This is a genomic window from Cyanobium sp. Cruz-8D1 (genome assembly GCF_024345975.1).
Classification (GTDB): Bacteria; Cyanobacteriota; Cyanobacteriia; order PCC-6307; family Cyanobiaceae; genus Cyanobium.
In genome coordinates this window covers 1-26,336 of the sequence record NZ_JAGQCD010000013.1, presented here as the reverse complement: position 1 = coordinate 26,336, position 26,336 = coordinate 1, and the positions used below count along the sequence as shown (strand labels likewise).

General features: G+C 69.8%; 28 protein-coding genes and 1 tRNA gene. 16 read left to right on the top strand and 13 right to left on the bottom strand.

Features of this window, described 5'->3' with window-relative positions; translation table 11 throughout:
• Positions 1 to 23: 23 nt before the first annotated feature.
• Positions 24 to 1,232, bottom strand: a complete 1,209-nt coding sequence (locus tag KBZ33_RS09770) for a 4-hydroxy-3-methylbut-2-enyl diphosphate reductase (RefSeq protein ID WP_254952784.1) — start codon at positions 1,230 to 1,232, stop codon at positions 24 to 26.
• Between the two features lie 104 nt (positions 1,233 to 1,336).
• A complete protein-coding gene (locus KBZ33_RS09765) occupies positions 1,337 to 2,782 on the bottom strand; it encodes an ammonium transporter (protein WP_254952785.1) in 1,446 nt (481 codons plus the stop codon).
• Between the two features lie 306 nt (positions 2,783 to 3,088).
• Between KBZ33_RS09765 and KBZ33_RS09760 the strand changes: the two genes are divergently transcribed.
• The gene (locus KBZ33_RS09760) at positions 3,089 to 3,283 is read left to right on the top strand and encodes a DUF4278 domain-containing protein (protein WP_254952787.1); all 195 of its coding nucleotides are present in this window, start codon (positions 3,089 to 3,091) and stop codon (positions 3,281 to 3,283) included.
• Here the strand turns inward: KBZ33_RS09760 and sfsA are convergent.
• Entirely contained in the window at positions 3,271 to 4,029 is a 759-nt protein-coding gene (sfsA, locus tag KBZ33_RS09755) for a DNA/RNA nuclease SfsA (protein ID WP_254952788.1), read from the bottom strand. The genes KBZ33_RS09760 and sfsA overlap by 13 nt on opposite strands.
• A gap of 66 nt (positions 4,030 to 4,095) precedes the next feature.
• On the opposite strand from sfsA, the gene murJ reads away from it, so the two are divergent.
• The gene (murJ, locus tag KBZ33_RS09750) at positions 4,096 to 5,700 is read left to right on the top strand and encodes a murein biosynthesis integral membrane protein MurJ (protein ID WP_254952789.1); all 1,605 of its coding nucleotides are present in this window, start codon (positions 4,096 to 4,098) and stop codon (positions 5,698 to 5,700) included.
• A gap of 34 nt (positions 5,701 to 5,734) precedes the next feature.
• Here the strand turns inward: murJ and KBZ33_RS09745 are convergent, their stop codons facing one another.
• The 3 genes from KBZ33_RS09745 to KBZ33_RS09735 are packed head-to-tail and all read right to left on the bottom strand — an operon-like array spanning position 5,735 to position 6,572.
• Positions 5,735 to 5,992: a cytochrome-c oxidase gene (locus KBZ33_RS09745; RefSeq protein WP_254952790.1), complete on the bottom strand. Its 258-nt coding sequence runs from the start codon at positions 5,990 to 5,992 to the stop codon at positions 5,735 to 5,737.
• A gap of 56 nt (positions 5,993 to 6,048) precedes the next feature.
• Positions 6,049 to 6,336, bottom strand: coding sequence for a DUF3181 family protein (locus KBZ33_RS09740; protein ID WP_254952791.1), 288 nt, complete (start codon positions 6,334 to 6,336; stop codon positions 6,049 to 6,051).
• Positions 6,333 to 6,572 (bottom strand): hypothetical protein, encoded by a 240-nt coding sequence (locus KBZ33_RS09735; protein WP_254952793.1) that lies wholly within the window; start codon positions 6,570 to 6,572, stop codon positions 6,333 to 6,335. Before KBZ33_RS09735 ends, KBZ33_RS09740 begins: the two co-directional genes overlap by 4 nt.
• Before the next feature lie 116 nt (positions 6,573 to 6,688).
• Here KBZ33_RS09735 and KBZ33_RS09730 point away from each other — a divergent pair.
• From KBZ33_RS09730 to KBZ33_RS09700, 7 genes are all read left to right on the top strand, one after another.
• Positions 6,689 to 6,762, top strand: a tRNA-Arg gene (locus KBZ33_RS09730).
• Between the two features lie 117 nt (positions 6,763 to 6,879).
• The gene (gene glyA / locus KBZ33_RS09725) at positions 6,880 to 8,193 is read left to right on the top strand and encodes a serine hydroxymethyltransferase (RefSeq protein WP_261362357.1); all 1,314 of its coding nucleotides are present in this window, start codon (positions 6,880 to 6,882) and stop codon (positions 8,191 to 8,193) included.
• 58 nt (positions 8,194 to 8,251) lie between these two features.
• Positions 8,252 to 9,334, top strand: coding sequence for an MraY family glycosyltransferase (locus tag KBZ33_RS09720; protein ID WP_254952795.1), 1,083 nt, complete (start codon positions 8,252 to 8,254; stop codon positions 9,332 to 9,334).
• Positions 9,331 to 10,605 (top strand): competence/damage-inducible protein A, encoded by a 1,275-nt coding sequence (locus KBZ33_RS09715; protein ID WP_254952796.1) that lies wholly within the window; start codon positions 9,331 to 9,333, stop codon positions 10,603 to 10,605. Before KBZ33_RS09720 ends, KBZ33_RS09715 begins: the two co-directional genes overlap by 4 nt.
• Before the next feature lie 357 nt (positions 10,606 to 10,962).
• Positions 10,963 to 11,241 (top strand): DUF2811 domain-containing protein, encoded by a 279-nt coding sequence (locus KBZ33_RS09710; RefSeq protein WP_254952797.1) that lies wholly within the window; start codon positions 10,963 to 10,965, stop codon positions 11,239 to 11,241.
• The gene (gene leuC / locus KBZ33_RS09705) at positions 11,238 to 12,680 is read left to right on the top strand and encodes a 3-isopropylmalate dehydratase large subunit (protein WP_254952798.1); all 1,443 of its coding nucleotides are present in this window, start codon (positions 11,238 to 11,240) and stop codon (positions 12,678 to 12,680) included. Before KBZ33_RS09710 ends, leuC begins: the two co-directional genes overlap by 4 nt.
• Positions 12,677 to 13,309, top strand: a complete 633-nt coding sequence (locus KBZ33_RS09700) for a 3-isopropylmalate dehydratase small subunit 2 (RefSeq protein ID WP_254952799.1) — start codon at positions 12,677 to 12,679, stop codon at positions 13,307 to 13,309. The genes leuC and KBZ33_RS09700 overlap by 4 nt, the downstream gene beginning before the upstream one ends.
• Here KBZ33_RS09700 and KBZ33_RS09695 read toward each other — a convergent pair.
• Complete coding sequence (locus tag KBZ33_RS09695) at positions 13,306 to 16,329, bottom strand: DUF3769 domain-containing protein (protein ID WP_255011686.1); 3,024 nt, start codon at positions 16,327 to 16,329, stop codon at positions 13,306 to 13,308. The two genes, KBZ33_RS09700 and KBZ33_RS09695, sit on opposite strands and share 4 nt — an antisense overlap.
• A 200-nt stretch (positions 16,330 to 16,529) precedes the next feature.
• Positions 16,530 to 16,649 carry a photosystem II reaction center protein I gene (locus KBZ33_RS09690; RefSeq protein WP_015109632.1) on the bottom strand — a complete coding sequence of 40 codons (120 nt, stop codon included), beginning with the start codon at positions 16,647 to 16,649 and terminating at the stop codon, positions 16,530 to 16,532.
• Positions 16,650 to 16,810: 161 nt separating this feature from the next.
• Between KBZ33_RS09690 and KBZ33_RS09685 the strand changes: the two genes are divergently transcribed.
• A complete protein-coding gene (locus KBZ33_RS09685; protein ID WP_254952801.1) occupies positions 16,811 to 19,756 on the top strand; it encodes an alpha-mannosidase in 2,946 nt (981 codons plus the stop codon).
• Positions 19,757 to 19,769: 13 nt separating this feature from the next.
• Here KBZ33_RS09685 and psbN read toward each other — a convergent pair whose 3' ends face one another.
• On the bottom strand, positions 19,770 to 19,919 hold the full coding sequence (gene psbN / locus KBZ33_RS09680; RefSeq protein ID WP_254952802.1) for a photosystem II reaction center protein PsbN: 150 nt from the start codon (positions 19,917 to 19,919) through the stop codon (positions 19,770 to 19,772).
• A gap of 128 nt (positions 19,920 to 20,047) precedes the next feature.
• Here psbN and psbH point away from each other — a divergent pair, with 128 nt between their 5' ends.
• Genes psbH through KBZ33_RS09660 form a run of 4 tightly spaced genes read left to right on the top strand, consistent with a single transcriptional unit; the run spans position 20,048 to position 21,515 of the window.
• Positions 20,048 to 20,248, top strand: coding sequence for a photosystem II reaction center phosphoprotein PsbH (gene psbH, locus KBZ33_RS09675; RefSeq protein ID WP_254952803.1), 201 nt, complete (start codon positions 20,048 to 20,050; stop codon positions 20,246 to 20,248).
• Between the two features lie 19 nt (positions 20,249 to 20,267).
• Positions 20,268 to 20,579, top strand: coding sequence for a TatA/E family twin arginine-targeting protein translocase (locus KBZ33_RS09670; RefSeq protein WP_254952804.1), 312 nt, complete (start codon positions 20,268 to 20,270; stop codon positions 20,577 to 20,579).
• A gap of 13 nt (positions 20,580 to 20,592) precedes the next feature.
• Positions 20,593 to 21,201 carry an aminoacyl-tRNA hydrolase gene (gene pth, locus KBZ33_RS09665; RefSeq protein ID WP_254952805.1) on the top strand — a complete coding sequence of 203 codons (609 nt, stop codon included), beginning with the start codon at positions 20,593 to 20,595 and terminating at the stop codon, positions 21,199 to 21,201.
• A 56-nt stretch (positions 21,202 to 21,257) separates the two neighbouring features.
• Positions 21,258 to 21,515 carry a DUF3146 family protein gene (locus KBZ33_RS09660; protein WP_216907642.1) on the top strand — a complete coding sequence of 86 codons (258 nt, stop codon included), beginning with the start codon at positions 21,258 to 21,260 and terminating at the stop codon, positions 21,513 to 21,515.
• On the opposite strand, the gene KBZ33_RS09655 is transcribed toward KBZ33_RS09660, so the two are convergent.
• The 4 genes from KBZ33_RS09655 to rph all read right to left on the bottom strand — a co-directional run bounded on the left by KBZ33_RS09655 (position 21,493) and on the right by rph (position 24,786).
• Positions 21,493 to 21,924 carry a resolvase gene (locus KBZ33_RS09655; protein WP_254952806.1) on the bottom strand — a complete coding sequence of 144 codons (432 nt, stop codon included), beginning with the start codon at positions 21,922 to 21,924 and terminating at the stop codon, positions 21,493 to 21,495. The genes KBZ33_RS09660 and KBZ33_RS09655 overlap by 23 nt on opposite strands.
• On the bottom strand, positions 21,921 to 23,168 hold the full coding sequence (locus KBZ33_RS09650; protein ID WP_254952817.1) for a DUF3084 domain-containing protein: 1,248 nt from the start codon (positions 23,166 to 23,168) through the stop codon (positions 21,921 to 21,923). Before KBZ33_RS09650 ends, KBZ33_RS09655 begins: the two co-directional genes overlap by 4 nt.
• Positions 23,169 to 23,243: 75 nt before the next feature.
• A complete protein-coding gene (gene ntcA / locus KBZ33_RS09645) occupies positions 23,244 to 23,984 on the bottom strand; it encodes a global nitrogen regulator NtcA (protein WP_254952807.1) in 741 nt (246 codons plus the stop codon).
• Positions 23,985 to 24,051: 67 nt separating this feature from the next.
• Positions 24,052 to 24,786, bottom strand: a complete 735-nt coding sequence (gene rph, locus KBZ33_RS09640; RefSeq protein WP_254952818.1) for a ribonuclease PH — start codon at positions 24,784 to 24,786, stop codon at positions 24,052 to 24,054.
• Positions 24,787 to 24,986: 200 nt separating this feature from the next.
• Here rph and KBZ33_RS09635 point away from each other — a divergent pair, with 200 nt between their 5' ends.
• Both KBZ33_RS09635 and dcd read left to right on the top strand, forming a co-directional pair.
• Entirely contained in the window at positions 24,987 to 25,562 is a 576-nt protein-coding gene (locus KBZ33_RS09635) for a cob(I)yrinic acid a,c-diamide adenosyltransferase (protein ID WP_254952808.1), read from the top strand.
• Positions 25,563 to 25,566: 4 nt separating this feature from the next.
• A complete protein-coding gene (dcd, locus tag KBZ33_RS09630) occupies positions 25,567 to 26,160 on the top strand; it encodes a dCTP deaminase (RefSeq protein ID WP_254952809.1) in 594 nt (197 codons plus the stop codon).
• Positions 26,161 to 26,336: the final 176 nt, after the last annotated feature.

Sequence of the window (26,336 nt, the reverse complement as noted above, 5' to 3'; positions counted from 1 at the left end):
GCGGGGTCATCCGGGCTGGCGGCTCACGCCTCGCTGAGCACCACCAGGCGCTCGATCACATCCTCCACCACCCGGTCGGGGGTGGAGGCGCCGGAGGTGAGGCCCACCCGGACCGGCCCGGCCGGCAGGAAGGGTTCCAGGGTCTCCAGGGCACCCCCCAGGGGCTTGTGCTCGATGCGGTTGCCAGGACCGATCCGCTCGGGGGTGTCGATGTGGAAGGAGCGGATGCCGCGGCTGACGGCGATCTCCTGCAGGTGGGTGGTGTTGGAGGAGTTGTAGCCACCGATGACCACCATCAGGTCGAGGGGCTCGTCCACCAGGGCGAACATGGCGTCCTGGCGCTCCTGGGTGGCATCGCAGATGGTGTTGAAGGCCAGGAAGTGCTCGTCCAGTTCGGCGGGGCCGAAGCGCTGCAGCATGGTGCGCTCGAACAGCCGCCCGATCTCCTCCGTTTCGCTCTTGAGCATGGTGGTCTGGTTGGCGACGCCCACCCGCGCCAGGTCCCGGTCCGGGTCGAAGCCTGGGGAGCAGGCATTGGCGAAATGGGTCATGAAGGCCTGCCGATCGATGGCCCCCTGGCCCCGCTCGAGGATGAAATCGCTGACCATGCGGGCTTCGGCCAGATCGAGCACCACCAGGTAGGTGCCGGCAAAGGAGCTGGTGGCGAGCGTCTCCTCGTGCTTCACCTTGCCGTGGATGATCGAGGTGAAGGCGTGCTTCTTGTGCTTCTCCACCGTGTTCCACACCTTTGACACCCAGGGGCAGGTGGTGTCGACGATGTGGCAGCCGCGCTCGTTGAGCAGCTGCATCTCCTGGACGGTGGCGCCGAAGGCGGGCAGGATCACCACATCACCGGTGCCCACCTCGGAGAAGTCCTTGACGTCGTCGTCGACGGGGATGAAGCGGACGTCCATCTGACGCAGATGGGCGTTGACCGAAGGGTTGTGGATGATCTCGTTGGTGATCCAGATCCGCTCGCTGGGGTAATGGCGGCGGGTTTCGTAGGCCATCGCCACGGCCCGCTCCACCCCCCAGCAGAAGCCGAAGGCCTCGGCCAGGCGGATCTTGAGACGACCGCGCTGCAGCACGTGGCCGTTCTCCCTGAGGCTGGCGATCAGATTGCTCTGATAGGCCTGCTCGAGGCTGCCCGCGACCTCCTCACCCAGGCCGAAGCCGCGGCGGTTGTAGCGATCCGAATGGTGAAGGGAACGCTTGAAGGCTCGGGTGTCCACTGGCTAGGTCCGGTTGTGCCGACTCTATGGGGGTCGGCGAGGGGGCGGGCGAAAAAAAACCGCGGCCGAAACCGCGGTTGAAAAGGGGGAACGAAGACTGAAGGTCAGTTGGAGGACGCCACGAAGTCGGGATAGGCCTCCATGCCGTGCTCGCTGATGTCGAGACCGACCATCTCCTCCTTCTCGTGCACCCGGATGCCGCCGGTGAAGGCGCCGAGGATGCTCCAGAGGATCAAGGCCGTGACGATCGTGAAAATGGCGTAAGCGAAGACGCCAAGGAACTGCAGGCCGAGCTGGTTGAAGCCCTTGCCGAACAGCAGGCCGGCGTCCTTGTTGAACAGGCCGACGGCCAGGGTGCCCCAGATGCCGCCGATGCCATGGACGGAGAAGGCGCCGACGGGGTCGTCGATGCCGATGGAGTCGACGAAGCTGACGGCATAGACAACGAGGGCGCCGCCGATGAAGCCCACCACCCAGGCGGCCCACATCGGGAAGCCGTCGCAGCCGGCTGTGACGCCCACCAGGCCGGCCAGGATGCCGTTGATGGTCATCGTCAGGTCGGGCTTGCCGGAGTGGAACTGTGAGACCAAGGTGCCGGCGATGCCGCCGCCGGCGGCGCCGAGGGTGGTGGTGACGGCGATGTAGGGAACGGCTTCGGTCATGGCCAGGACGGAACCCGGGTTGAAGCCGTACCAGCCGAGCCAGAGGATCAGGGCACCCAGGGTGGCCAGGGCGAGACTGTGGCCGGGGATGGCCTGGGGCTTGGAGTCGACGTACTTGCCGATGCGGGGGCCGAGGATCATGGCGCCGACCACGCCCGCCCAGGCTCCGACGGAGTGGACCAGGGTGGAGCCGGCGAAGTCGATGAAACCGAGCTGGTTGAGCCAGCCGTTGGCGTTCCACTTCCAGCTGCCGGCGATCGGGTAGATGATGCCGACAAGGATCAGGGAGAAGATCACGAACTCCTTGAACTTGATCCGCTCGGCCACCAGGCCGGAGACGATCGTGGCGGCGGTGCCGGCGAAGGCGGCCTGGAAGAGGAAGTCAACGCTCGGGGTGAGCTTGCCTTCGGTCACCATTTCAGCGGTGACGGTGGGATCAAAGAACAGACCCTTGAAGTGCAGCCAGCCACCGGCGATCGAATCGCCGTACATCAGGGAATAGCCGATGAACCAGTAGGCCGTGACCGCCAGGGCGAAAACGATCAGGTTCTTGGCCAGGATGTTGACGGCGTTCTTCTGGCGGCAGAGGCCGGCCTCCACCATGGCGAAGCCGGCGTTCATGAAGATCACCAGGAAGGCCGCAATCGCCAACCAGAGGTTGTTGATCAGGAAAGCGGGCGTGAGCTCGGGCAGTTCGGCCGCGTGGGCCGAGAGGTTGAAGACGCCCAGCCCGAACAGAGCCAGAGGCACGCAGGCGAGCCAGGTGAGCCCCTCCTGGGAAGACAGACCACGAACCTTGCGCATTAACAGTGTGGGAGCCTCCAGGAGACTGGCCTCCCTGAGGCTTCTCGGTGGTCGAACCTTGGGCTGGTGACTTGAAGCGATCATGGGAACGTGGTGAAGAGAACGCTCGACTTCTGACGCCGATGTAGGCATCAACAACGACCGACTATCTAGGAGGGGGAGGCGTTCCAATGTCTGAACCGATACAAAACGCGGCCGAGGGTCCGGGCTGGCTGCGACGCCTGTCACTCCCAGCTCCTCAGAGAATGCAAAGAATTCGCGTAAATGTTCATTCTGAACAGTGGAAAGGCGCTAGAGATGATCCAGGCAGGTCCATGTCCCCCGTTCCGCGCTCATGGCGCGCCCAGGGCGGGCACCAGCTCCAGCCCTTCCGTCTCCGCTCCTGTCCCCATGGCCCATTCCGACCTCTGCTACCGCGGTCTTCCCTACGACCACTCCCACGACGAGCGTCCCTCAGCCGCCCCGATGGAGCACGTCTACCGCGGCCACCACTACGCCTCGCCGCTGCTGCATCAGCCTTCCCACGCTGATGAGGGGCTCGACCTCATCTACCGCGGCACCCACTACCACCCTCACCACGCCTGATCGGCAAGGCCGAGGTACGCCACTGAGCCGTCGCTGAAGCTGTAGCGGCAGGGGAGGACCTCCACCCCGGCGGCCACGGCCGTTCGGAACAGTTCCCCGTAGCGAGGGTCGGCACTGTCCCCCGGAGCGAAGCGGGTCACGTCGCCACGGCTCAGGCAGGGCACCAGCACGGCCCGGGCCCCGGGCACCAGGGCCGTGAGCTCCACCAGATGTTTCTGGCCCCGCTCGGTGACCGTGTCGGGAAACAGGGCCAGATCACCGTCGCTCCAGGTGGTGTTCTTCACCTCCAGGTAGATCGGCCGGGGATCGGCGGCCCCTTCCGCCGGCGTCAGCAGCAGATCGATGCGGCTGCGGCGCCCTTCGCCGTAGGGCACCTCGGCCCGGATCGTGCCGATGGGACCCAGCCAGGGTTCCAGGACCCCCGCTTCAACGGTGGCTCGCACCAGCCGGTTGGGCAGCGCCGTGTTGACCCCCACCCACACCAGGCCGCCGCCATGGGCCGGCACCTCAGCCTGTTCCCAGGTCCAGGCCAGCTTGCGGCTGGGGGAGGGGTCGTGGCGCAGGCGCACCCGCCCGCCCGGCCGCAGCACCCCGGTCATGGGCCCGGTGTTGGGGCAGTGGGCCGTCACCGTCCGACCATCGTCCAGTGCCACGTCGGCCAGGAAACGCTTGTAGCGCTTCAGCAGCACCCCCTCCAGCAGCGGACCGGTGGGCAGCACGGGCACGGCAACGGTCGCAGGGGCCATGGGATCGGGTGCCCGGGGGAGGAGGGCCATACTGCCGTGCGTCCCGATGGGCAGTGCCCAGCCGCCATGGCCCGATCCCTGCGCCGGATTGCCCTGATCGTGGGGGCGGCCACCGCCCTCAGCAAGGTGGCGGGACTGGTGCGCCAGCAGGTGATTGCCGCCGCCTTCGGCGTGGGAGCGGCCTATGACGCCTACAACTACGCCTACGTGTTGCCGGGCTTCCTGCTGATCCTGCTTGGGGGCATCAACGGACCGTTCCACAGCGCCATGGTGAGCGTGCTCGCCCGGCGGCCCCGCCACCAGGGTGCCCATGTGCTGGCCAGCATCAACACCCTGGTGGGGGCGGGCCTGATCGTCGTCACCCTGCTGTTACTGGTGGCCGCTGATCCGCTGATTGATCTGGTGGGTCCCAGCCTGGACCCGGAGCGCCACGCCCTGGCCGTTCTCCAGCTGCGCTGGATGGCGCCGATGGCCCTGTTCGCGGGCCTGATCGGCCTCGGCTTCGGCGCCCTCAACGCCGCTGACGTGTTCTGGCTGCCCTCGGTCAGCCCGCTGCTCTCCAGCGTTGCCGTCATCGGTGGCATCGGTCTGCTCTGGTGGCAGCTGGGCAGCAGCATCACCCTGCCCGCCACAGCGGTGATCGGCGGTGTGGTGCTGGCCGCCAGCACCACGGTGGGGGCGGTCCTGCAGTGGCTGATCCAGCTGCCGGCCCTGGCCAAGGAGGGCCTCAACCGGCTGCAACTGGTATGGGACTGGCGCGATCCCGGCGTGCGGGAGGTGCTGAAGGTGATGGGTCCGGCCACCCTCTCCTCCGGCATGCTCCAGATCAACGTGTTCGTGTCGCTGTTCTTCGCTTCGGGCCTGCCGGCGGCGGCGGCCGGCCTGGGCTACGCCAACCTGCTGGTGCAGACGCCCCTGGGCCTGCTCTCGAATGTGCTGCTGGTGCCGCTGCTGCCGGTGTACGCCAGGCTCACGGCGCCGGAGGACCGGCCCGAGCTGATCGGCCGTATCCGCCAGGGCCTGATGCTCTCCAACGCCACGATGCTGCCGCTGGGAGCGCTGATGGTGGCGCTGGCGGTGCCGATCGTGGCGCTGATCTATCAACGCGGCGCCTTCGACCGCAGCGCCGCCGACCTGGTGGGTCAGCTGCTGATGGCCTACGGGATCGGTATGCCGGCCTACCTGGGCCGTGACGTGCTGGTGCGCGTGTTCTACGCCCTCGGCGACGCCAACACCCCCTTCCGCTGGTCGTTGGCGGGGATCGGCCTCAACGCTGTGTTCTGCTGGGCTTTCACCGGCGGCCCCACCCCCGCCTGGGGCAACCAGCTGCCGATGCTCAACGCCGGGGCCGCCGGCCTGGTGCTGGCCACCGTGGCGGTGAATCTGATCACCTGCGCGGGGCTGCTGCTGGCCCTGAGCAGCCGGCTGGGGGGCCTGCCCCTGCGGCTCTGGGCCGTCGACAGCGGCAAGCTGCTGCTGGCCGCGGTGGCCGCCGGGGCGGCCTGCTGGTGGCTTTCGCTGCAAGTGGTCTGGCCCCCGGGTCTGGGGGGCCTGCTGCTGCAGAACGTGCTCTGCGGCGGCCTGGCGGTGGGTCTGTACGGACTGCTGACGTCCCTTGCCGGTGTGCCGGAGGCCCGCCAGCTGCTGCAGATGGTGCGCCGCCGCTCCTGAGGGGCTGTGCCGTCGTGGGTCGTGCTGAGCGGGCCTAGGAAAGTTTCACCTGGCGGTCCTCGCGGACCTGGACGGGAATCTCCAGATGGGAACGGCCGATCATCTTCGGGCCATCGATCGAGACGATTCTGGCTTCGATGCCGAAATCCCGGAAGGCCGTCTCCAGTTCCTGGATCAGGGCCTTCTCCACCTGGGCCTCCGCATCGACCACCTTGCCGATCAGACGCCCGCCGAGCCTGCCGATGCGCTGGCGCACCACGTCGCGGGCATTGGTGACTTCGATGACCAGCACGACCCGCCTGCGTGGGGCGTCACCTTATCGGCAGACAGGCCTTCCAGCAGTGGATGTCAGCAAAAGGGTTGCAGCACGTCTTCGAGATCCCTCAGCTGGCCCGCGGGCACCAGTCGCGCCAGGGGCAGGCGCGTCGCCCCGCCGCCGATCGGCACCTGCACCGCCTCCAGGGCCTGGCGGGCACAGACCTCGGCGCCCTGGTCGAGCCGGGCCGCACACTCGATCGCCAGGGTCTGGGCCAGGCCCGCATCACCCAGATACAGGTGCCAGCCGGCCACCTGCACGTAGAGCCGGTCCGCGATCGTCCGGCTCAGTTCTTCGAGATCGGCGGCGGCAAGCGTCATGGCTGGGGTTGGGGGCGTTGCAGCACCACCACGCTGCCATGGAGCAGCAGCAGTCCGGCCCAGCCGACCGTGAGCCACTCCAGGTGGGACCAGGGGTGCCGCATCCCTTGGACGAACCAGAGGCCGCTGTTCACGGCGGCGAACAGGGCGGCATGGAGCGTGAGATTCACGATCCGCGCGAAGTGCCGATAGGTGGGATCGTCGGGATCAGCAGGCCCGTACCAGCGAATCGGCATGGTGGGAAAGTCCGCCGCAGGCGGTGGTGGCGCTCTGAAGTGGACCCTATCGGGGCGAAGGCGGCAGGGGCGTTGTTGACGGATCGGCACCCCATGGGGTGAGAATGACCTGGCAGGCGCTTGTAGCTCAGCGGATTAGAGCATCTGACTACGGATCAGAGGGTCGGGAGTTCGAATCTCTCCAGGCGCGTTCCATTTCTCACCGCCCTCCGGGGCGGTTTTTTTTTGGCCACCGGGCTGGCCCGCGCCCGGGGCCCGGCCAACCCAGCGCCGTTTGCCTACGATCGGGTCCACATTGCGTAGCCCCATGGCGGACCGAGCGGACCGAGCGGATCACGGCCTTGCGCCTGCGCCCATCGACAGCCCCCTGGCCAGTGGCGATCCGGCCATCGCCGCCCTGATCGAGAAGGAGCTGCGGCGCCAGCAGACCCATCTGGAGCTGATCGCCAGCGAAAACTTCACCTCAAGGGCGGTGATGGAGGCCCAGGGTTCGGTACTTACCAACAAGTACGCCGAAGGCCTGCCCCACAAGCGCTACTACGGCGGCTGCGAGCACGTCGACATCATCGAGGACCTGGCGATCGAGCGGGCCAAGCAGCTGTTCGGTGCCGCCTGGGCCAATGTCCAGCCCCACAGCGGCGCCCAGGCCAACTTCGCTGTCTTCCTGGCCCTGCTCGAGCCCGGCGACACGATCCTGGGCATGGATCTCTCCCACGGCGGCCACCTCACCCACGGCTCCCCGGTGAATGTGTCGGGCAAGTGGTTCAAGGCCGTCCACTACGGCGTCGATCCCGAGACCCACCGGCTCAACTTCGACACCATCCGCCAGCTGGCTCTGGAGCACCGGCCGAAGCTGATCATCTGCGGCTATTCCGCCTACCCCCGCACGATCGATTTCGCCGCCTTCCGCGCCATCGCCGACGAGGTGGGCGCCTACCTGCTGGCCGACATGGCCCACGTCGCCGGCCTGGTGGCCTCCGGGGTGCACCCCAGCCCCCTGCCCCACTGCCATGTGGTCACCACCACCACCCACAAGACCCTGCGGGGCCCCCGGGGTGGCCTGATTCTCTGCAACGACGCCGACTTCGGCCGCCAGTTCGACAAGGCCGTCTTCCCAGGCTCCCAGGGCGGCCCCCTGGAGCACGTGATTGCTGCCAAGGCCGTGGCCTTCGGGGAAGCGCTGCAGCCGAGCTTCCGCAGCTACAGCCAGCAAGTGGTGCGCAACGCCCAGGCCCTGGCCGAGCGGATCCAGGAGCGGGGCATCGCCGTGGTCTCCGGCGGCACCGACAACCATCTGGTGCTGCTCGACCTGCGCTCCATCGGCCTGACCGGCAAGCTGGCCGACCGACTGGTGAGCGATGTCAACATCACCGCCAACAAGAACACGGTGCCCTTCGATCCGGAGTCCCCGTTCGTGACCAGTGGCCTGCGCCTGGGCAGCGCCGCGCTCACCACGCGCGGCTTCGATGCCGAGGCCTTCCGTGAGGTGGCCGATGTCATCGCCGATCGCCTGCTGCAGCAGGACGATGCCGCCGTCGAGCTGCGCTGCCGGGAACGGGTGGCTTCCCTTTGCGGGCGCTTCCCCCTCTACGGGCGCCAACGTGAGCTTCAGCACGCCTGACGGACCCGTTCGCCCGTAACGTGGCGCCTACAGGTCCGCTGCTTTCCGGCCCGCCGTTGTGACCCTCGCCTACAGCCCCAACGCGGCGGCCTTGATCACGGCCACGGCGGCGGCCCTGCTCACGGCGCTGATCGTGCCGGTGGTCCGGCGGCTCGGACTGCGCTGGGGGCTGGTCGATCCGCCCGATGAGCGCAAACAGCACACCCTGCCCATGGTGCGGCTCGGTGGGGTCGGCATCGTGGCCGGCTTCAGCCTTTCGCTGGCCTGCACCTGGGCCTTCGCCGGCTTCGCCGAGCTGTCGCCGGACAAGGACCAGCTGATCTGGACCACTCTGGCGGGGGCCCTCTGCTATTTCGTCATCGGCCTGGCCGATGACCTGTTCGCCCTGCCCCCCCTGCCGCGCCTGTTCGGCCAGGTGCTGGTGGCTGCGGCGGTGTGGAACCAGGGCGTGCGCATCGGCAGCATCGACCTGCCGTTTGGCCTGGGGGACTCCCTCTCCTCGCTGCCCTTGCCGGAGGGGCTGAGCCTGCTGGCGACGGTGGTCTGGCTGGTGGGGATCACCAACGCGATCAACTGGCTCGATGGCCTTGATGGGCTGGCGGCCGGGGTGAGCGGCATCGCGGCCGTGGGGTTGCTCTCGGTGAGCTTCAGCCTCAGCCAGCCCGCCGCCGGCCTGCTGGCGGCGGCCCTGGCCGGCAGCTGTCTGGGGTTCCTGCGCCACAACTTCAACCCCGCCCGCATCTTCATGGGGGATGGCGGCTCCTACTTCCTCGGCTTCGCCCTGGCGGCGATCAGCATCGTGGGTCCGGCCAAGCGGCTCACCAGCGTCAGCCTGTTGCTGCCCCTGTTGATCCTGTCCTTGCCCCTGGCCGACATGTCGGCGGTGATCATGGGCCGCCTCAAGGCCGGCCGCTCGCCCTTCTATCCCGATCGCCGTCACCTGCACCACCGGCTGCTGCGGGCCGGCTTCAGCCATCGCCGCACCGTGGTGGTCATCTATGCCTTCACCCAGTGGCTGGCGTCCATCGCCCTGGTGCTGGCCAATGCCGAGATGCGTTTCCTCTGGCTGGCCCTGGCCACGGCGGTGCTGATCGCCGTGCTCGTGGTCTGCCGCCGGCAGATGCAGCAGGAGGCCAAGTGAACGGCTCCCCCGGCGGCGCCGGGGTGGAGGTGCTCTGCATCGGCACCGAGCTGCTGCTGGGCAACATCGTCAACGGCAATGCCCGCTGGCTCGCTGAACAGCTGGCGGCCCTCGGGGTGGTGCACCACCGCCAGCAGGTGGTGGGCGACAACCGCGAACGGCTGATCGAAGCGGTGCGCCAGGCCTCGGGCCGCTGCCGGGTGCTGATCACCACCGGCGGCCTGGGCCCCACCCCCGACGACCTCACCACCGAAGCGATCGCGGCGGCCTTCGGCGCCGATTTGGTGGAGCACGGCGAGATCTGGGCGGCGATCCAGGCCCGGATCACGGCCCGGGGCCGCAGCGTCGCCGCCAGCAACCGCAAGCAGGCCCTGTTGCCGCGCGGTGCCGCGGTGCTTCCTAACCCCACCGGCACCGCGCCCGGGATGATCTGGACGCCGGTGCCGGGGTTCACCGTGCTCACCTTCCCCGGGGTGCCCAGCGAACTGCGGGCGATGTGGGACGCCACTGCGGCGCCTTGGCTGCAACAGGCGGGCCTGGCGGACGGGGTGTTCGCCAGCCGCATGCTGCGCTTCTGGGGCGTGGCCGAATCCGACCTGGCGGAGCGGGTGCAGGACCTGCTGGCGCTGGAGAACCCCACCGTGGCGCCCTATGCCGGTGCGGGGGAGGTGAAGCTGCGCGTCACGGCCAGGGCCGCCGATGGGGCCGCTGCCGCCGCGTTGCTGGCCCCGGTGGAGGCGGAACTGCGCCGCCGAACCGGTGCCAGCTGTTTCGGCGCCGATGGCGACAGCCTGGCCTCGGTGGTGCTGGCGGAGTTGCGCCGCCGCGGCGAGAGCCTGGCGGTGGCGGAGTCATGCACCGGTGGTGGCCTCGGCGCGGCCCTGGTGGCGGTGCCGGGGGCGTCGGAGGTGTTTCTCGGTGGGGTGATCGCCTACGCCAACGCCGTCAAGCAGGACCTGCTGGGAGTGCCGGCTGAGCTGCTCGATGCCCATGGGGCGGTGAGCGACCCGGTGGCCGAGGCGATGGCTGCAGGGGCGCGGCGCCTGACGGGGGCGACCTGGGCCCTGGCCGTGACGGGCATCGCCGGGCCCGGAGGGGGCAGCCCCGAGAAGCCCCTGGGTCTGGTCCACATCGCCGTGGCCGGTCCCGATGGCATCCACAGCGAGGCGGTGCGCTTCGGCCGTGGCCGTGAGCGCACCTGGATCCAGACGCTCACGGTGGGGGAAAGCCTGAACCGCCTGCGGTTACGGCTGAACACGGCAGCCAGCTGATCGGGCCCCATCGGAACATCTGCTGCCCCGGCCGCCAACGATCACGAATCCTGTGGCATGGAGTTTTCCCCCCTGCCGGCGACTTTTCCCCCGAAACACCGGGGTTTTTCCACAGGCCGCTGGGGCCGGGTGGGAGCTGCCAGAGGGGTCCTCACCTCTTTTTGCGGGAAAGGCCTTCCCCCCTTGACCGGACGCAGTCCCGCACGCAGGTCCGACAGCCGCCCCCGAGCGTTGGCCCGGAAGCCGCCCCCCGCCGTGATTCTCAGTGGCGGTCCCTTGGGACCGGACCGGTGGGGCCCGCTTTGACGTCGGGGGGAGCCCCATGGCCTGATGGGGGGGACCGACGACCAGCACCGCATGAGCCAGATCCCCGACCACGCTCCCCGGACCGTGAGCATCGAGAACCAGATGCCGGAGGACCTCTTCGAGGCCATGCGGGAGTTCATCCGGGTGCACCCCCAATGGGACCAGTACCGGCTGATGCAGGCCGCCCTGGCCGGTTTTCTGTTCCAGCACGCCAGCCATGACCGGGCCGTGGCCCGCCACTACCTCGACGGTCTCTTCCGGCGCGAGCCCGCCCCGGCGGAACACATGCCTTCTAGGGTGGTTTCAGACCGTCTCGATCCTTCCTCTTGAGCGCCGGCACCCTCTACGACAAGGTCTGGGAGTTGCACCGGGTCGCCGACCTGCCGGGTGGTGCCACCCAGCTGTTCATCGGGTTGCACCTGATCCATGAGGTCACCAGCCCCCAGGCCTTCGCCGCCCTGGACGATCTGGGCCTGTCGGTGCGCCACCCCGAGCGCACGGTGGCCACGGTGGACCACATCGTCCCCACCACCTCCCAGGTCCGCCCCTTCGCTGACCCCCTGGCCGAGGCGATGCTCGCCACCCTGGAGGGCAACTGTGCCCGTCACGGCATCACCCTGCATGGCCTCGGCAGTGGCCGCCAGGGGATCGTGCACGTGATCGCCCCCGAACTGGGTCTTACCCAGCCGGGCATGACCGTGGCCTGCGGCGATTCCCACACCTCCACCCACGGCGCCTTCGGTGCCATCGCCTTCGGCATCGGCACCAGCCAGGTGCGCGACGTGCTGGCCAGCCAGAGCCTGGCGATGGGCAAGCTCAAGGTGCGTCGGATCCGGGTGGAGGGGGCCCTGCAACCCGGCGTCTATGCCAAGGATCTGGTGCTGCACGTGATCCGGACCCTGGGGGTGAAGGCCGGCGTCGGCTATGCCTACGAGTTCGCCGGACCGGCGATCGAGGCCCTCTCCATGGAGGAGCGGATGACGCTCTGCAACATGGCCATCGAGGGGGGGGCCCGCTGCGGCTACGTCAACCCCGATGCCGTCACTTTCGCTTACCTCAAGGGGCGGCCCCACGCCCCCGCCGGGGAGGCCTGGGAGCGGGCCGTGGCCTGGTGGCGCTCCCTGGCCTCGGGTCCTGAGGCCAGCTTCGATCACGAGGTGGTGTTTGAGGCGGCCACGATCGCGCCCACCATCACCTGGGGCATCACGCCGGGCCAGGCCATCGGCGTCGACGAAACCGTTCCCACCCTCGAGCAGACCGAGAGCGACGAGCGGCCGATCGCCGAGGAGGCCTACCGCTACATGGATCTGCGTCCCGGTGCGCCGATCGAGGGGTTGCCGGTGGATGTGTGCTTCATCGGCAGCTGCACCAACGGCCGCCTCAGCGATCTGCGGGCCGCCGCCGACGTTGCCCGCGGCCGCCACGTGGCGGCCGGCATCAAGGCCTTTGTGGTGCCGGGCAGTGAGCAGGTGGCGGCTGAGGCCGAGGCCGAGGGCCTCGATGCGGTGTTCCGTGCCGCCGGCTTCGAGTGGCGCGAACCGGGCTGCTCGATGTGCCTGGCCATGAACCCCGATCGCCTTGAGGGGCGCCAGATCAGCGCCAGTTCCAGCAACCGCAACTTCAAGGGGCGCCAGGGGTCGGCCACCGGCCGCACCCTGTTGATGAGCCCCGCCATGGTGGCGGCGGCGGCGGTGAGCGGCCATGTGGCCGACGTGCGTCGCCTGGTCGCCGCCCCGACGAGACCAGAGCCCGCCAGCACCCGAGCATGAGCACCACCCCTTTCCCGGCCGGACCGATCCAGCGCTGCGAAGGCCGCGCCGTGGTCGTGCCCGGCGACGACATCGACACCGACCGGATCATCCCGGCCCGCTACCTCAAGTGCGTCAGCTTCGACGGGCTGGCGGAGGGTGTCTTTGCCGATGACCGCAGCGAGCGGGCCGGCGATCACCCTTTCGACCGGCCCGAGAACCAGGGCGCCGCGATCCTCGTGGTGAACCGCAACTTCGGCTGTGGTTCCAGCCGTGAACACGCCCCCCAGGCGCTGATGCGCTGGGGCCTGCGGGCGGTGATCGGCGAAAGCTTCGCCGAGATCTTCTTCGGCAATTGCCTGGCCCTGGGGATCCCCTGCCTCAGCGCCGACCACGACGCCGTGCTGGCCCTGCAGGCCGCCATCGCCGCCCATCCCGGTGCGGTTCTCCAACTCGAACTGGAGCCACCCCGGGTGACACTCAAGGCCGGTGGCGACGTTCAGGAGTGGTCGCTGAGCCTGCCTGCCGGCCCCCGCCGCATGCTGGTGAGCGGCGAATGGAACGGCACCGCCCAACTGGTGGCCCATGACGGCGAGCTGCGGGCCACCGCCAGCCGGCTCCCCTACCTGAGCGGGTTCGCGGCGGCCTAGAAGGGCCGCTGCAGGGCCCCCTGGGTGGGGTGGTAAGGGATGAAGGGGGTGCCGGGACCCTTGAAGTTGAAGTCGTTGAGGCGCACCCGGATGCCACCCAGACCGTCGTAGGGGCTGTAATACACGCCGACTTCGTAGGAGCGCCGCTGCCAGCGCAGCTCCACATAGGAGCCGGTGACATCGCCGTAGAAGCCCGAACTGGGATCCACGTTGAAGCCGATGCCGCCGCTGAAGACCAGCGGCCCCACCAGCTGCTGGGACAGGCCGATGCCGATCGTGCCCAGGTCAACGGCGCGGTCAAAGTTGAGCGGGCTCTGGCCCTGGCGCAGGGTGATGCCGCCGGTGACGGTCAACTGGGTGTAGTCGAGGAAGGGCTTCTCGAAGCGTCCCAGGGTGAGGGTGGGGCCACCGGAGAGACCGACCGTGTTCTGGTTGGTGCCGTCACTGAAGTAGGCGGCCACGCCGAGCAGGTTGGCGTTGAAGCGCAGGCCGGGAACGATGGGCACCGGTGAATTGGCCAGGGAGATCACCGGTGGGCTGGTTGTGGGTTTGCCGGTCCAGATCGGGTAGGAGACGTTGAAGGAGCCGATGCCATTGGCGCGCCAAACCTGGAGCAGATCGATGTCATTGGTCTGGACGGCCTGGAAGTTACCCACCCCCATGCGCCAGTAGTAGCTGCGGGACAGCTGACCCCAGCTGGGCAGGTTCCCCTGCTGCTCGAGCGAAACGCCATAGGCGGAGTAGACGTCCTGCTCGCCCAGGGAGCCGTTCCAGGTGCGGAAGCGATAGGCGCCGAAGAGGCGGAAGGTGCTGGTGCCCAGCAGGGGCACATTCAGCACCCGGGCCAGGTCGCCGAAGCTGCGGGTGCCGTTGGCGATGTTGTCGGGATTGAGGGTGGAGAGACTGAGGCGGGCATCGGCGTTGAAGCCCAGCAGGGGCCCGGTGAGTCGCGCGTCGAGGCCGAAGTAGTCGCCGCCCTCGGCCGGCTGCTCCACGATGTTGGTGGAGCCCGCTGGCGATCCGGGCAGGGGGTAGGCGTCGGTGTTGCCGGTGTAGAGGCGCTGGATCATCACCTGCGGCTGCAGGTTGAGGAGTCCCTTCTCACCGATCTTGACCGGAATGTTGTAGCCGAGGAAGAAGCCGTCCCGGTCTTCGCGGTCGTTGCCGATCACCAGGGGATTGCTCACCTCTTCTTCCTTCTCGATGCGGCGCTCGCGCACGACCCGGACCGGCAGGCGATCCTCCAGCCGCAGCGTGTTGCGGCGGGCTTTGACCAGGGTGTCGCCGTTGGGCAGCAGGGTGATGACGACCTGCTCCGAATCCATCCACGACTGGGCGGGTGTGAATGGGTCGTTGGTGAAGCCCACCCGGTCGCCCGAGAGGGTGTTGGGGGTGAATTTCAGCCGCCGGGCCTGGAGGCGCCAGCGGCTCACGGTGCCCTTGATCAGTTCCTGGTTGCCGGTGGTGGTCTGGTCCTTGAGCTGCTCGGGCCGGGTGGTGCCGAAATCGTTGGCCGTGTCCGGCGTGGTGAACTCCCGCGGGAAGCCGAAGCGCCGCTCGGCCTTGAGACTGCGCTCGAAGGTCACGTTCTCGACCCGCTGGGGAATCCTGGCGATGGCCTCGCGGCGCCGCCGTTCCTGCTCCCGGGCGTTGCGCCACACGCCGCCCTGGGCCGGGGGGGCGGCCTGGGGCGGCGGTGGGGCCGGCTGGCCGCTGGTGCCGGTCCAGCCGGGGCCCATCGTCACCTGCTCCAGCTGTTGGGCCAGCCCATCGGGTGGCTCGCTGGCCAGCGGTGGGGCCCCCGGGCAGCCCTGGGCGGGCGGCACCGGCAGCGGCTGGCTGGCGATGTTGTCGGTGCCGAAGCGATAGCGCAGACCCAGCAGATAGGCGTTGCTGCCCTCGCTGACGCCGCTGAAGGTGCCGTAGGCCCCTGATCGGTGGTGGATCCGGCCCACCGCCGACCAACGGGGCGTGACCAGAGCCTCCACCTCAAAGGCCAGGTAATTGAGCAGGCGCGCCGAGTTCTCTCGGAAGGTCTGCTCGTAGTTGCTCTTGGCCGTGGTGACGCTCAGGCCCTCCACGAAGAAGACGTTGAGCCAGGGCCGCAGCCAGAGTCGCAGGCCGATACCACCGGTGAATTCGCCGAAGTTCTGGGCGGGGGTGTCGGAGAAGGGGAACAGCTGGTTGAAGCCGCCCCCCGGCTGGGAATTGGCCTTGTGCCCCAGCAGGTTGGCATCGAACTCCAGCGACAGCGGGCCTGCCTGGAACAGGCGGCGCTGCATCCCGATCCCCCCCAGGTATTCGGGCCGGAAGCGGCCGCTGAACGTGAAGGTGTCGCCGAATTCACCGGCATACATCTGGCCGGCCCAGGTGGTGACGGCCCAGGGGTACGGCTGCCACTGAGGTACGGCCGGATAAGAGGGCGTGCAGCTGATCGGCTCCGGCGGCGGCAGGGGCGTGGAGGCGGCCTGCTCAAGGTCGAAATCCTCCTGGGTGCTGTCCAGATCGATGACGCCATAGACGTCGTCGATTTCCCCTACTCCCTCCAGAAGGGCATAACGGAGGCGACTGCCCTGCAGGTACTGCTGGCCGCGCTGAAAGCGCACATTGCCCACGGCCAGGAGGGTGCGGGTGCTGGCCTCGAACTCCAGCCGGTCGGCCAGCAGCCGGCCACCGGCGAGGCGGGCCATGACGCTGCCGGTGGCCACGAAGCGCTGCAGCTGGCTGTCGTAGCCCTGCTGGTTGGCGGTCAGCTCCAGCTCGAGGGGCACCGCGTCGCCCGTCGGTGCGGGGTCAACGCCTGGCGCCGGTGCCGTCGCGGCCGCAGGCAGAGGCTGAACGGGGCCTGCTGGTTCCGCTGGGGGCTCAGGCTGCGACTGGACGTGCGGCTCGGCTTGGGGCTCGTCGTCGAAGGGATTGGCTGTGGGGGGGGCTGCCGGCGCCAGCTGCGCCTGGGCGGCCTGGAGCCTGGAGGGGAGTTCCGGTCGTGCCCTGGCCGGGGATGCCGTCAGCGCCAGCACGCCGCACAGCCCTATCCACAGGCCTAGCCCAGGGGTCAGGCCTTCAGGGGCCTGGCGACGTCCCGAGCTGGGATGGAGCACCACAGGTGGTGGAGGAGCGGCGAGGACGCGGCCGATCCTGCCATGGGAGTCAGGGGGCTTCCCCCGCTGCGGTCCGGTTGTCGGGACGGGTGGCGGATGGCGTCGCCGCAGAAGAGATTTCAGTCCTCCAGGTCCTTGCGGCTGGGGGAGCGGGTGGGATCGCTGGCCAGGAAGCCGAAGACGAAGATCCCGATGAAGAAGAAGACGACGGAGTAAACCGAGATCTTGAGAGCGAGCATGGTCTGTCCGGCGGGTGACAGGGAGTGACAGGCGCCGGTACGGGTCTCAATGACCCCTCGGCAGCCGCATCATCTTATGGGTGGTGGTTGACATCCAGGCTGTCCGATGCCGTTTGGCAGGGGCAACCGGCTCCGATTGAAACGTTTCGGTCACGTTCCCCATGCTTCGGCCCCTGGATCTCCAACCCCTCTGGCAGGGCGTGCAGCCTGGGGGCGGAAGCGGTCCGGCCCTTGGGGAGGCGTGGGGACGCACCCATCGCCCCGACTGGGCCGCCCGGGGCCTGATCCTCTGGCCGCGGGGTGGTCAGTGGCGCCATCTGCAGCTGCGCTGCCCCTGCCCGGAGTCGTTGCGGCCCCTGGCGGCGGGCGCCCGGGCCCGGCTGGTGCTGCGCTGGTGGGCCGACCGGGCCGAGCTGTGGGTCGATGGGCAGCGGGTCCACAGTGGTGATCTGTTCGACACCGCCTGCCGCTGGACCCTGCCCGAGCGCTGGTGGCAGGGGGAGGCCCTGGATCTGGAGCTGCGGCTGCGCAGCCCGGTTCACGATGACGGCGCCCTGATGACCAGCCGGATCGAGCTCGAGCCGCTGGACCCGGCCGATCCCCTCGGCCTGCTGGCCGCCACCGCCGCCGAGCTGCGCGAGCTGCGCCGCGCCCATGGCCGCACCGAGGCCCCGGGGGAGGGGCTGCTGCACGTGCTGGGCCACGCCCACCTCGACCTGGCCTGGCTGTGGCCCGTGGCCGACACCTGGCAGGCGGCGGAGCGCACCTTCGCCTCCGCCCTCGATCTGATGGAGCGCTTCGGCTCGCTCCATTTCGGCCATTCCACTCCGGCGCTCTATGCCTGGCTGGAGCGCCATCGGCCGGCCCTGTTCGCCCGCCTGCGCCAGGCGATGGCGGCGGGTCGCTTCGAACCCCTCAACGGCCCATGGGTCGAGAGCGACTGCGTGCTGCTGTCCACCAGCTCGCTGCTGCGCCAGTTCCAGGAGGGCCAGCACTACAGCCGGCGCACCTTTCCGGAGTGGAGCCACCGGCTGGCCTGGCTGCCGGACAGCTTCGGCTTCGCCGCCGGTCTGCCGGCGCTGGCGGCCGCCACCGGCGTGCGCTGGTTCTGCACCCACAAGCTGGCCTGGAACGCCACCAACCCTTTCCCCCATCGCTTGTTCCGCTGGCGCAGCCGCTGTGGCGCCGAGGTGCTGGCCCTGATGACGGCACCGATCGGCAGCGATGGCGACCCGGTGGCGATGGAGCGCTACCGGCTGCAGTGGCAACAGGCCAGCGGCTGCGCCGATGCGCTCTGGCTGCCGGGGGTGGGGGACCACGGCGGCGGACCCACCGCCGAGATGCTGGAGCAGCTGGAGCTGTGGCAGGGGCAGCCGGTGGCGGCCGGCCAGCGGCACGGCACCCTGCGGGCCTATCTCGATCCGCTGGAATCCCTGGCCGGTCAACTGCCGGTGTGGCGCGACGAGCTCTATCTGGAGCTGCACCGGGGCTGCGCCACCAGCCGCCCGGACCAGAAGCGCCACAACCGCAGCCTGGAGCGGCTGCTGCGGGAGGCGGATCTGGCCGCGGCGCTGTTCGCGCAGCCGGCCGAGGCCGTTGAGGCCTCCGAAGGCGACTGGCGCAGCCTGCTGTTCCAGCAGTTCCACGACATCCTGCCCGGTACTTCGATCCCGGAGGTGTTCGAGCAGGCCGAACCCCAGTGGCGGAACGCCCGCCGCGGGGCCGCCCGCCGCCGCGACCGGGCCCTGGGGCGGTGCCTGGATGGGGGAGCGCCAGCCGGGGCTGCCGAAGCCTGGTGCGCCATGCAGCTCCAACCGCTGCCGGCCCAGCCCCGCACCTTGCGGCTGCCGGCGGGCGACTGGTGGCTGGCAGGGACGGACGGCGACGGCGAACGGCGCCTGGGCGGGCAACCGGCCCCCGGGGGCGGCCAGTGGCTGCAGATCCCCGGCATCGAGGGCGTGGGGGTGCAACGCCTGCGGCGCCAAGGCAGTGGCGCGAAGTTCTGGCCCGTGGAGGGGGCGGTGCGGCTGGAGCGGGCTGAGGCCGGGGGGCCGGACCACTGGCAGCTGAGCAACGGCCGGCTCTCGGTGCTGGTCGGTCCGCGGGGGGTGGAGCAGCTGTTTGATGCGGCCGGCACGCCACAGCTGGCGGGGCCGCTGGCCTGGTGCCGCTGGCGCGATCGGGGCGAGTTCTGGGATGCCTGGGATCTGGCTGCCGACTACCGCCAGCACCCGCTGGAGTGGAGCTGGCAGGGGGCGCCGCAATGGCTGGAGACGGGGCCGCTGTGTGGCCGCTTCGTCTGGCGCGGCCGCTGCGGCGAGAGCCCGGTGCGCCTGGACGGCCGCCTGCTGGCGGGCAGCCCCTGGCTGGAGCTGGTGCTGAGCACCCGGTGGCAGCAGCGCCATGAGCTGCTGCGGCTGGAGATTCCCCTGGCCGCGCCGGTCTGCCGCTGGGCGGCCGACACTTCCGGTGGGGTGATTGAGCGGCCGGCCACGGCCCGCACCGCCCGGGAGCGGGCCCGTTGGGAGGTGAGCGCCATCAGCTGGCTGGCCTCGGTGGGTCCGGGCCGCGGCGATGGCCTGGCGGTGCTCCTGGACGGCCCCCAGGGGGTGTCGGCGACGGCCGAAACCCTCGGAATTTCGCTGCTGCGCGGGCCCACCTGGCCCGATCCCGGCGCCGACAACGGTTGGCAGCGCCAGCGGCTGGCCCTGCTGCCCTGTCCAGACGGCTGGCGGGCGGCCGCCGCGCCCCAGCAGGCCACCCGGCTGCGGGAACCGCTGTGGTGCCGGCCGATGGTGGCGGCGGCGGCCTCAGGCGAGCCAGTCGCGCCAGGCGCAACGTTCTTCCCCGCGCTCGGGGACGATCTTCAATTGGTGGCCCTGCGGCCGCTGCCGGCGGAAGGCAACCAGGCGGGCATGGGGGAGGTGCTGCTCAGCGTGCAGAACCTGGGCCCCTGCCGGCGCCGCCTCTGCACCGGCCCGGACTGGGCGGTGCTGGAGCGCTGCGACGGCCTTGGCCAGGGGCTGGCGGACGACGGCAGCGGCGATCACCTGCTGCTGTCCCCCTGGCAACTGGGGCACTGGAAGCTGGCACGCGGCCGGACGTAGAAGCCGCGGCGGCTCAGTCCTCGTGATCGTCGAAGGGATCGGTGAGGCTCTTGGAGGGGGGGCCGAAGGCGGTGTACACGCCGAAACCGGTGAGGGCCAGCAGCACCGCGAGCACCGTGAGGGCCACGGAGAGGGCGGGGGAGGTGCTGGCGGCGGGATCCATGGGGGGGCTCTCAGGCGGGGCAGGGGACGCGAGGTTTGCGTCACAACTCTCGACAGCCCATCTCGGTGCGGCCGGCAAGACCCTTACAGTAAGCACCGCGATCCCGTGCCCGAGAGGTCCGAGCTGCCATGGCCCAACGCACCCGTCTGGGAGATCTTCTGCGCCCCCTGAACTCCGAATACGGCAAGGTGGTGCCCGGCTGGGGCACCACCCCTGTGATGGGCGTGGCCATGCTGCTCTTCCTGGTGTTCCTGCTGGTGATCCTGCAGCTGTACAACAAGTCCCTCCTGCTTGAGGGCATCAACGTCAACTGGAACGGCGTCGGCTGATTCCTCTCGCCCCCTGTCCATGAACATCTTCGGCATCGGTCTGCCCGAGATGGCGGTCATCGCCGCCATCGGACTGCTGGTCTTCGGACCCAAGCGCCTGCCCGAGCTCGGCAAGACCCTGGGACGCACCCTGCGCGGTTTCCAGTCGGCCTCGCAGGAGTTCGAGAAAGAGTTCCGTACGGCGGTGGGCACCGACCAGTCCATCGACATCTCCGGCCCCCCCGCCGCCATCCCGCCTGCTGCCGACACCGCAGCCGTCGTCACCCCAGCCGCCACGGAAGCTGCCACACCGGTGGTGGTGGTTGAGGAGAGCGCCGCCCCCTCCAGCTGAGGGCGGCCATCCGTTGGATCTGCAATTGCTGGTGGGGCTGGGTAATCCCGGCGCCCGCTACGCCGACACCCGCCACAACGTCGGCTTCATGGTGCTGGAGCGGCTGGCCCGCGCCGGTGGCGCCAGCTTCCGCAACCAGGGACGCCTGCACGGGCTGCTGGCCGAGACCGGCCAGGGGGACAGGCGTCTGCGGCTGCTGATGCCCCAGACCTTCATGAACGACAGCGGCCGCTCGATTCGCGCCGCCCTCGACTGGTTCCGGCTTGAGCCCGCCCAGATGCTCGTGCTGGTGGATGACATGGACCTGCCCCTGGGGCGGTTGCGGGTGCGGGCCTCAGGCGGCGCCGGCGGCCACAACGGCCTGCGCAGCACGATCGCCCACCTGGGCAGCGAGTCCTTTGCGCGGCTGCGCATCGGCATCGGTGCCCCCGGCGAGACCCCCGAGGAGCGCCGGGCCCGCACGGTGTCGCACGTGCTGGGCAAGTTCTCCGCCACCGATCGGCCCGTGCTGGACACGGTGCTCGAAGAGGTGGAGGCGGGCATCGACCTGATCCGCCGGGTGGGTCTGGAGCGGGCCGCCAACCGCCTGAACAGTTTTCGCCCCGATCCGCCGCCATCCTGAGAGCATCGATCGACACCGACGGCACCACCTCCACCCGTCGCAGCCCCCCGCTTCCCGTGAGTCGTCTTCCTGCCACCAACGCACAGCTGCGGGTGCTGCGCCAGAGCTTCAGCCCCTGCCTGCTGGAGGGGGAGATCAGCGCCGGCAGCTTCCAGTGGCGCTTCCGCTGGGCCTTCGACCGGGGTGAACTGCAGGTGGAGCCCTCCCTGGGGCGTGCCCTGATCCAGGACGCCCTGCTGCGCTTCCTGCTCAAGGCCGACTACCAGCTCGAACCCGGCGGCGACTACGTCTTCACGGTGCGGGCGTCGTTCTGAGCAGAGGCCACCCCAGCCGGCGCTCCAGCAGCAGTTGGGCCACCACGTCGTCCCAGTCGCGCGGAGGTTGGCGCAGGCCGAGCGGCAGCAGCTGGCGCCAGCCCCGGGCGGGGAACAGCTCCCAGTAGCGCTGCCGTGCCGCCAGGGTGGTGCCGCGCTCGTCCACCAGCTCCACCGGCAGCAGGGGCTCCAGGCGCTGCCGCCAGGGGCCGCTGCCGGTGCCATCACCGATCACCACGGCCGCCAGGGCCTGGTGGCGGTGCCAGTCCTGCAGGAGCTTCCAGGCCGCTTCGGGGGGCAGCACCAGGGCCTGGCGGATCTCCAGGCGCTGGGGATCGGTGAGCACCAGGCCGCATTTGCTGCGGCCGGGATCGAGGCCGGCCAGGGGGCCAGGTGCCGCCAGCGTCATGGCCGCAGGGGTCCGGTGGGGGCGTCCTTGCGGATCCAGCGCAGCTCCACGGCGATCGGGTCGGGGGTGTCGGCGTTCTGGCTGGCCACCGCTTCGAGGTTGGCGGTGACCCCGTCTGGCCGCTCGCTGAGTTCGCGAGCCAGGGCGTTCAAGCTTGCGGCATCGAACTGGAGGCCGTTGGCCAGGGTGCCCTGGCGCTGCACCTTGGCGAAGGCGGCGGCCAGCAGCAGGTTGAGGCGGCTGCGCACGGCCTCGAGGTCGCGCACGTCGGGCTCGAGGGCGGTGCGGGAGAGCACCTCCCCCTGCTGCACCACCTGGCGATTGGGGCGCAGGTCGGGGAAGGCGAGCACCTGGGCCTCGCCCCGCAGCACGTTGGCGGCCGAGCGGATGCTGACCACCCAGGTGCCGGGGGTGGCGAGCAGCGATTCGAGCCGGGTGATGTCGCTGCGGGGCACCAGCAGGATCTGGCGGTTGGGGGCCTGGCCGGGCAGCAGCAGCTGGAAGGCCGCCCGATTCGACTCCTGCAGCAGGGCATCGATCACCTGCTTGGCCTGGTCGGGGCGCTGCAGCTGCACCTTGGCGGTGGCCAGGGGCTGGCCGCTGGCGATCACCACATCACCGCGGCGCAGGGCGATGACATTGGTTTCGAGGTCCTTGAGTTCCTTGGCGCCGGCGGCGATGCGGCGGCGCACGCTGGCCAGTTCGGCTTCCGTGCGGCGGATCTCCGCGTCCCGGCCGCGCACCTCGTTGGTGAGCCGGGCCCGCTCGGCTTCCAGCCGGCCGCGCTCGGCCTGCAGGGGCTGCAGCTCGCGGCGCAGGGTGTCAACGCGGCCCTCGGCGGCCAGCAGCTGGCTCTGGGCCCGGCGCTGGCTGGCCAGGGCCTGGTCGCGGCGGCGTTCGGCGGTGCTCAGATCGAGGCGGCTGCGCTCCAGTTCGCCCCGGGTGCGCTGCAGTTCAACCTTGTTGCGCTGCAGGGCGGCGCGGCTGTCGCGCAGGCGATCCTCGATCTGGTCGAGCTGGAAGAGCCCCACCCGCAGGCGCTCGCTCACCAGCAGCATCAACGCCAGCGACACGGCGCTGATCAGGCTGCCGGTGAGCACCGTGATCACCACGGCCGTCTTGCGGGGCCGCAGGTTGAACAGGCTGAGGCGCGCCTTGCCCACGCGGCTGCCGAGCCGGTCGCCCAGGGTGGAGAGCACCCCACCGAGCACCAGAAGGGCCAGGATCAGCAGCCAACCCGACACCGTCTGCGCCTCGGTTCCGCGGTGCACCAAGTATCCCTGCCGGTGGCCACCTGGCACCCGGCCGGGGCCGCCCGTTCAGCTGAATCGCTTGGCCAGGGCGATGGGGTCGAAGACGGTGATCTTCTTGCGGTCGATCTGGACCAGGCCGTCGTTGCGCAGGTCGCCCAGCAGGCGGGTGATGGTGACGCGGGTGGAGCCGATCGCCTCGGCGATGGCCTGGTGGGAGAGGCGCAGGTCGATGGTGATCCCCTCGCTGCCGGGAACGCCGAAATCGCGGCAGAGCACGAGCAGGAAGCTCACCAGCCGGGAGGACATGTCCCGGTGGGTGAGGGTCTCGATCATGGTTTCGGTCTGGAGGATGCGGGAGGAGAGGCCCTGCAGCAGCAGCAGCCCAACGCTGGCGTCCTGCTCGATGGCCCGCCGCACCGAGGTGGCCGGGGCCGTGACCATCTCCACCCGGGTGAAGGCGATGGCGTGATAGAAGCGGTCGGAGCGCTGGCCGGTGAGCAGGGAGAGCACGCCGAAGAGGCTGTTCTCGCGCAGCAGGGCCACGGTGATCTCCTCGCCGGACTCATAGACGCGTGAGAGGCGTACGGCACCGCGGCGCAGCAGGTAGACGCGCTCGGCGGGATCGCCGGGGAAGAAGATCGTCTTGCCGCGCTCAATGGTTTCGATGTTGCTGCCGGCCAGGCCCCGGATCACCTCCAGCAGGGTGACGCTGGTGGCGCCCGGGGGGCCCATGGGCGTCACGGCGCCGGGGGAACCGCTGGATGGGCTGCTGGGGTAGCGGCTGAAGCCACGCGTGGCGCCGACCATCAAGGCGTGGCGAATGGTTAGGAACCTATGGATCGGTCTGGCTGATCCATGTAGCCAATGACACTCTTTAGCCGGTCGTCCGTGTGGCCGCAACCTCAGCCAGGGCCTGGAGCTGGGCTTCCTGCAGGGCGCGCAGGCCCGGTTCGGCCAGATCCAGCAGGGTGTCGAGGCTGGAGCGGGGGAAGGGGGCGCCTTCGGCGGTGCCCTGGATCTCCAGCAGCCGGCCCTGCTCGTCCATCACCACGTTGAGGTCGACCTCGGCGCGGGAATCCTCGGAGTAGTCGAGATCCAGCAGGGCCCGGCCGTCGACCAGGCCCACCGACACGGCCGACACCTGCTGGCGCAGCGGCGAGGCCTCCAGCACGCCCTGCTGCTGCAGGCGCTCCAGGGCGGCGGCCAGGGCCACCCAGGCGCCGGTGATCGAGGCGGTGCGGGTGCCGGCATCGGCCTGGAGCACGTCGCAGTCGACCAGCAGGGTGCGCTCGCCGAGGGCCGCCAGATCGAGGGAGGCCCGCAGGCTGCGGCCGATCAGCCGCTGGATCTCCTGGGTGCGGCCGGAGAGCTTCATCAGTTCGCGGCCCTGGCGGCTGGGGGTGGAGGCCGGCAGCAGGCGGTATTCGGCGCTGAGCCAGCCGCTGCCCGAGCCGCGCCGCCAGCGGGGCACCTCGGGATCGAGGCAGACGCTGCAGAGCACGCGGGTGCGGCCAGCCGAGAAGAACACCGAGCTGAGCGCGAAGCCCATCGGGTCCCATTCGAGGCCCACGGGGCGCAGCGCGTCGGCGCGGCGGCCATCGCTACGCAGGAGGTCCGTGCGAAGGGCGTCAGCGGGGCTGGGCACGCGGGCTGGGGCGGGGCTGGGGCAGCGTAAACGTCGCCAGTGGTACGTCTGTTCCGAGCCACTACCGATGGTGTGCCGAGCCGGCAGGGGCCGCTACATTCGGGAGGTGAGGGGCTGGGGCTTGCCGTCCGGACCCTTCACACCAACGCTTCCTTGGGGTGTCCATGACCGCCAGCCTCATCGACACCAGCCACCCCCATCGGCCTGTGGCGCTGGTGCCGCCCTTACGGCTGGTGAGCCAGCCGGAGGGCTTGCTGCAGATCCACACGGCGCCGTTCCGGGGCAGCTTCGCGGCGGTGTTCAGCCAGGCCCTGCGCAGCGCCGGGCTGGGCAGCCGGGTGCTGGTGAGCCAGTTCCTCAAGGGGGGCGTGGAGCAGGGGCCGGCCGGCAGCCTGCGGCTGTGCGGGCGGCTGGAGTGGCTGCGGCCGGGCACGCCCCACTGCCTCGATGGGCCGCCGGGTTCCCAGGGGGAGGAGGGGGCCACGGCCGAGGAGGCGCTCGCGGCGGTGGCGGCGGTGTGGGAGGTGAGCCGTGAGCGGTTGCTCAAGGGCGACCTGGATCTGCTGGTGCTCGATGAGCTGGGCCTGGCGGTGGCCCTGGGCTACCTGGGCGCCGAAGCGGTGATCGAGGCGCTCGAGCAGCGGCCGGCCCATCTGGATGTCATCCTGACGGGCCCCTCGATGCCGGCCAGCCTGATGGCGATGGCCGATCAGGTCACCCAGTTGCGCCGCGGCGGCTGACGCCATGCTCAAGAACGACCACTGGATCAACGAACAGGCCGCGGCCGGGATGCTGGAGCCGTTTCAGCCGACGCTGGTGCGCCACCTGGATCCGGAGGCCCGCACCGGACCGGTGCTGAGCTTCGGGTGTTCGTCGTACGGGTATGACCTGCGGCTGTCGCCGCAGGAGTTCCTGATCTTCCGCCATGTGCCGGGCACGGTGATGAACCCGAAGCGGTTCAACCCGGCCAACCTGGAGCCGGCACCGATGCACAGCGACGACGACGGCGATTACTTCATCCTGCCAGCCCATTCCTACGGGCTGGGGGTGGCGCTGGAGCGGATGCGGGTGCCGACGAACATCACCGTGATCTGCCTGGGCAAGAGCACCTACGCGCGGCTGGGCATCATCGTGAACACCACCCCGGCGGAGGCCGGCTGGGAGGGCCACCTCACCCTGGAGTTCAGCAATTCCTCCGGTGCCGACTGCCGCATCTACGCCAGCGAAGGCATCTGCCAGCTCTTGTTCTTTGAGGGCGATCCCTGCGCCACCACCTACAACGACCGCCAGGGCAAATACCAGCACCAGCCCGAGCGGGTGACGCTGGCGAGGGTTTGAGGGGGGCTTCTGCAGCGAAATGGATTGTTGGTTGTCGGGTAACTGTTCAGGGGGGAGAAAGCTCCGGGGCAGTTCCGCTCTTGACAGACCTCTGAAAACAGCTTGGATCTCAGGCAGAGACTGCCCGAGATGCATCCACCACCTGCCGGCATTTCTGAGAGTGACTGGGAGGCGAC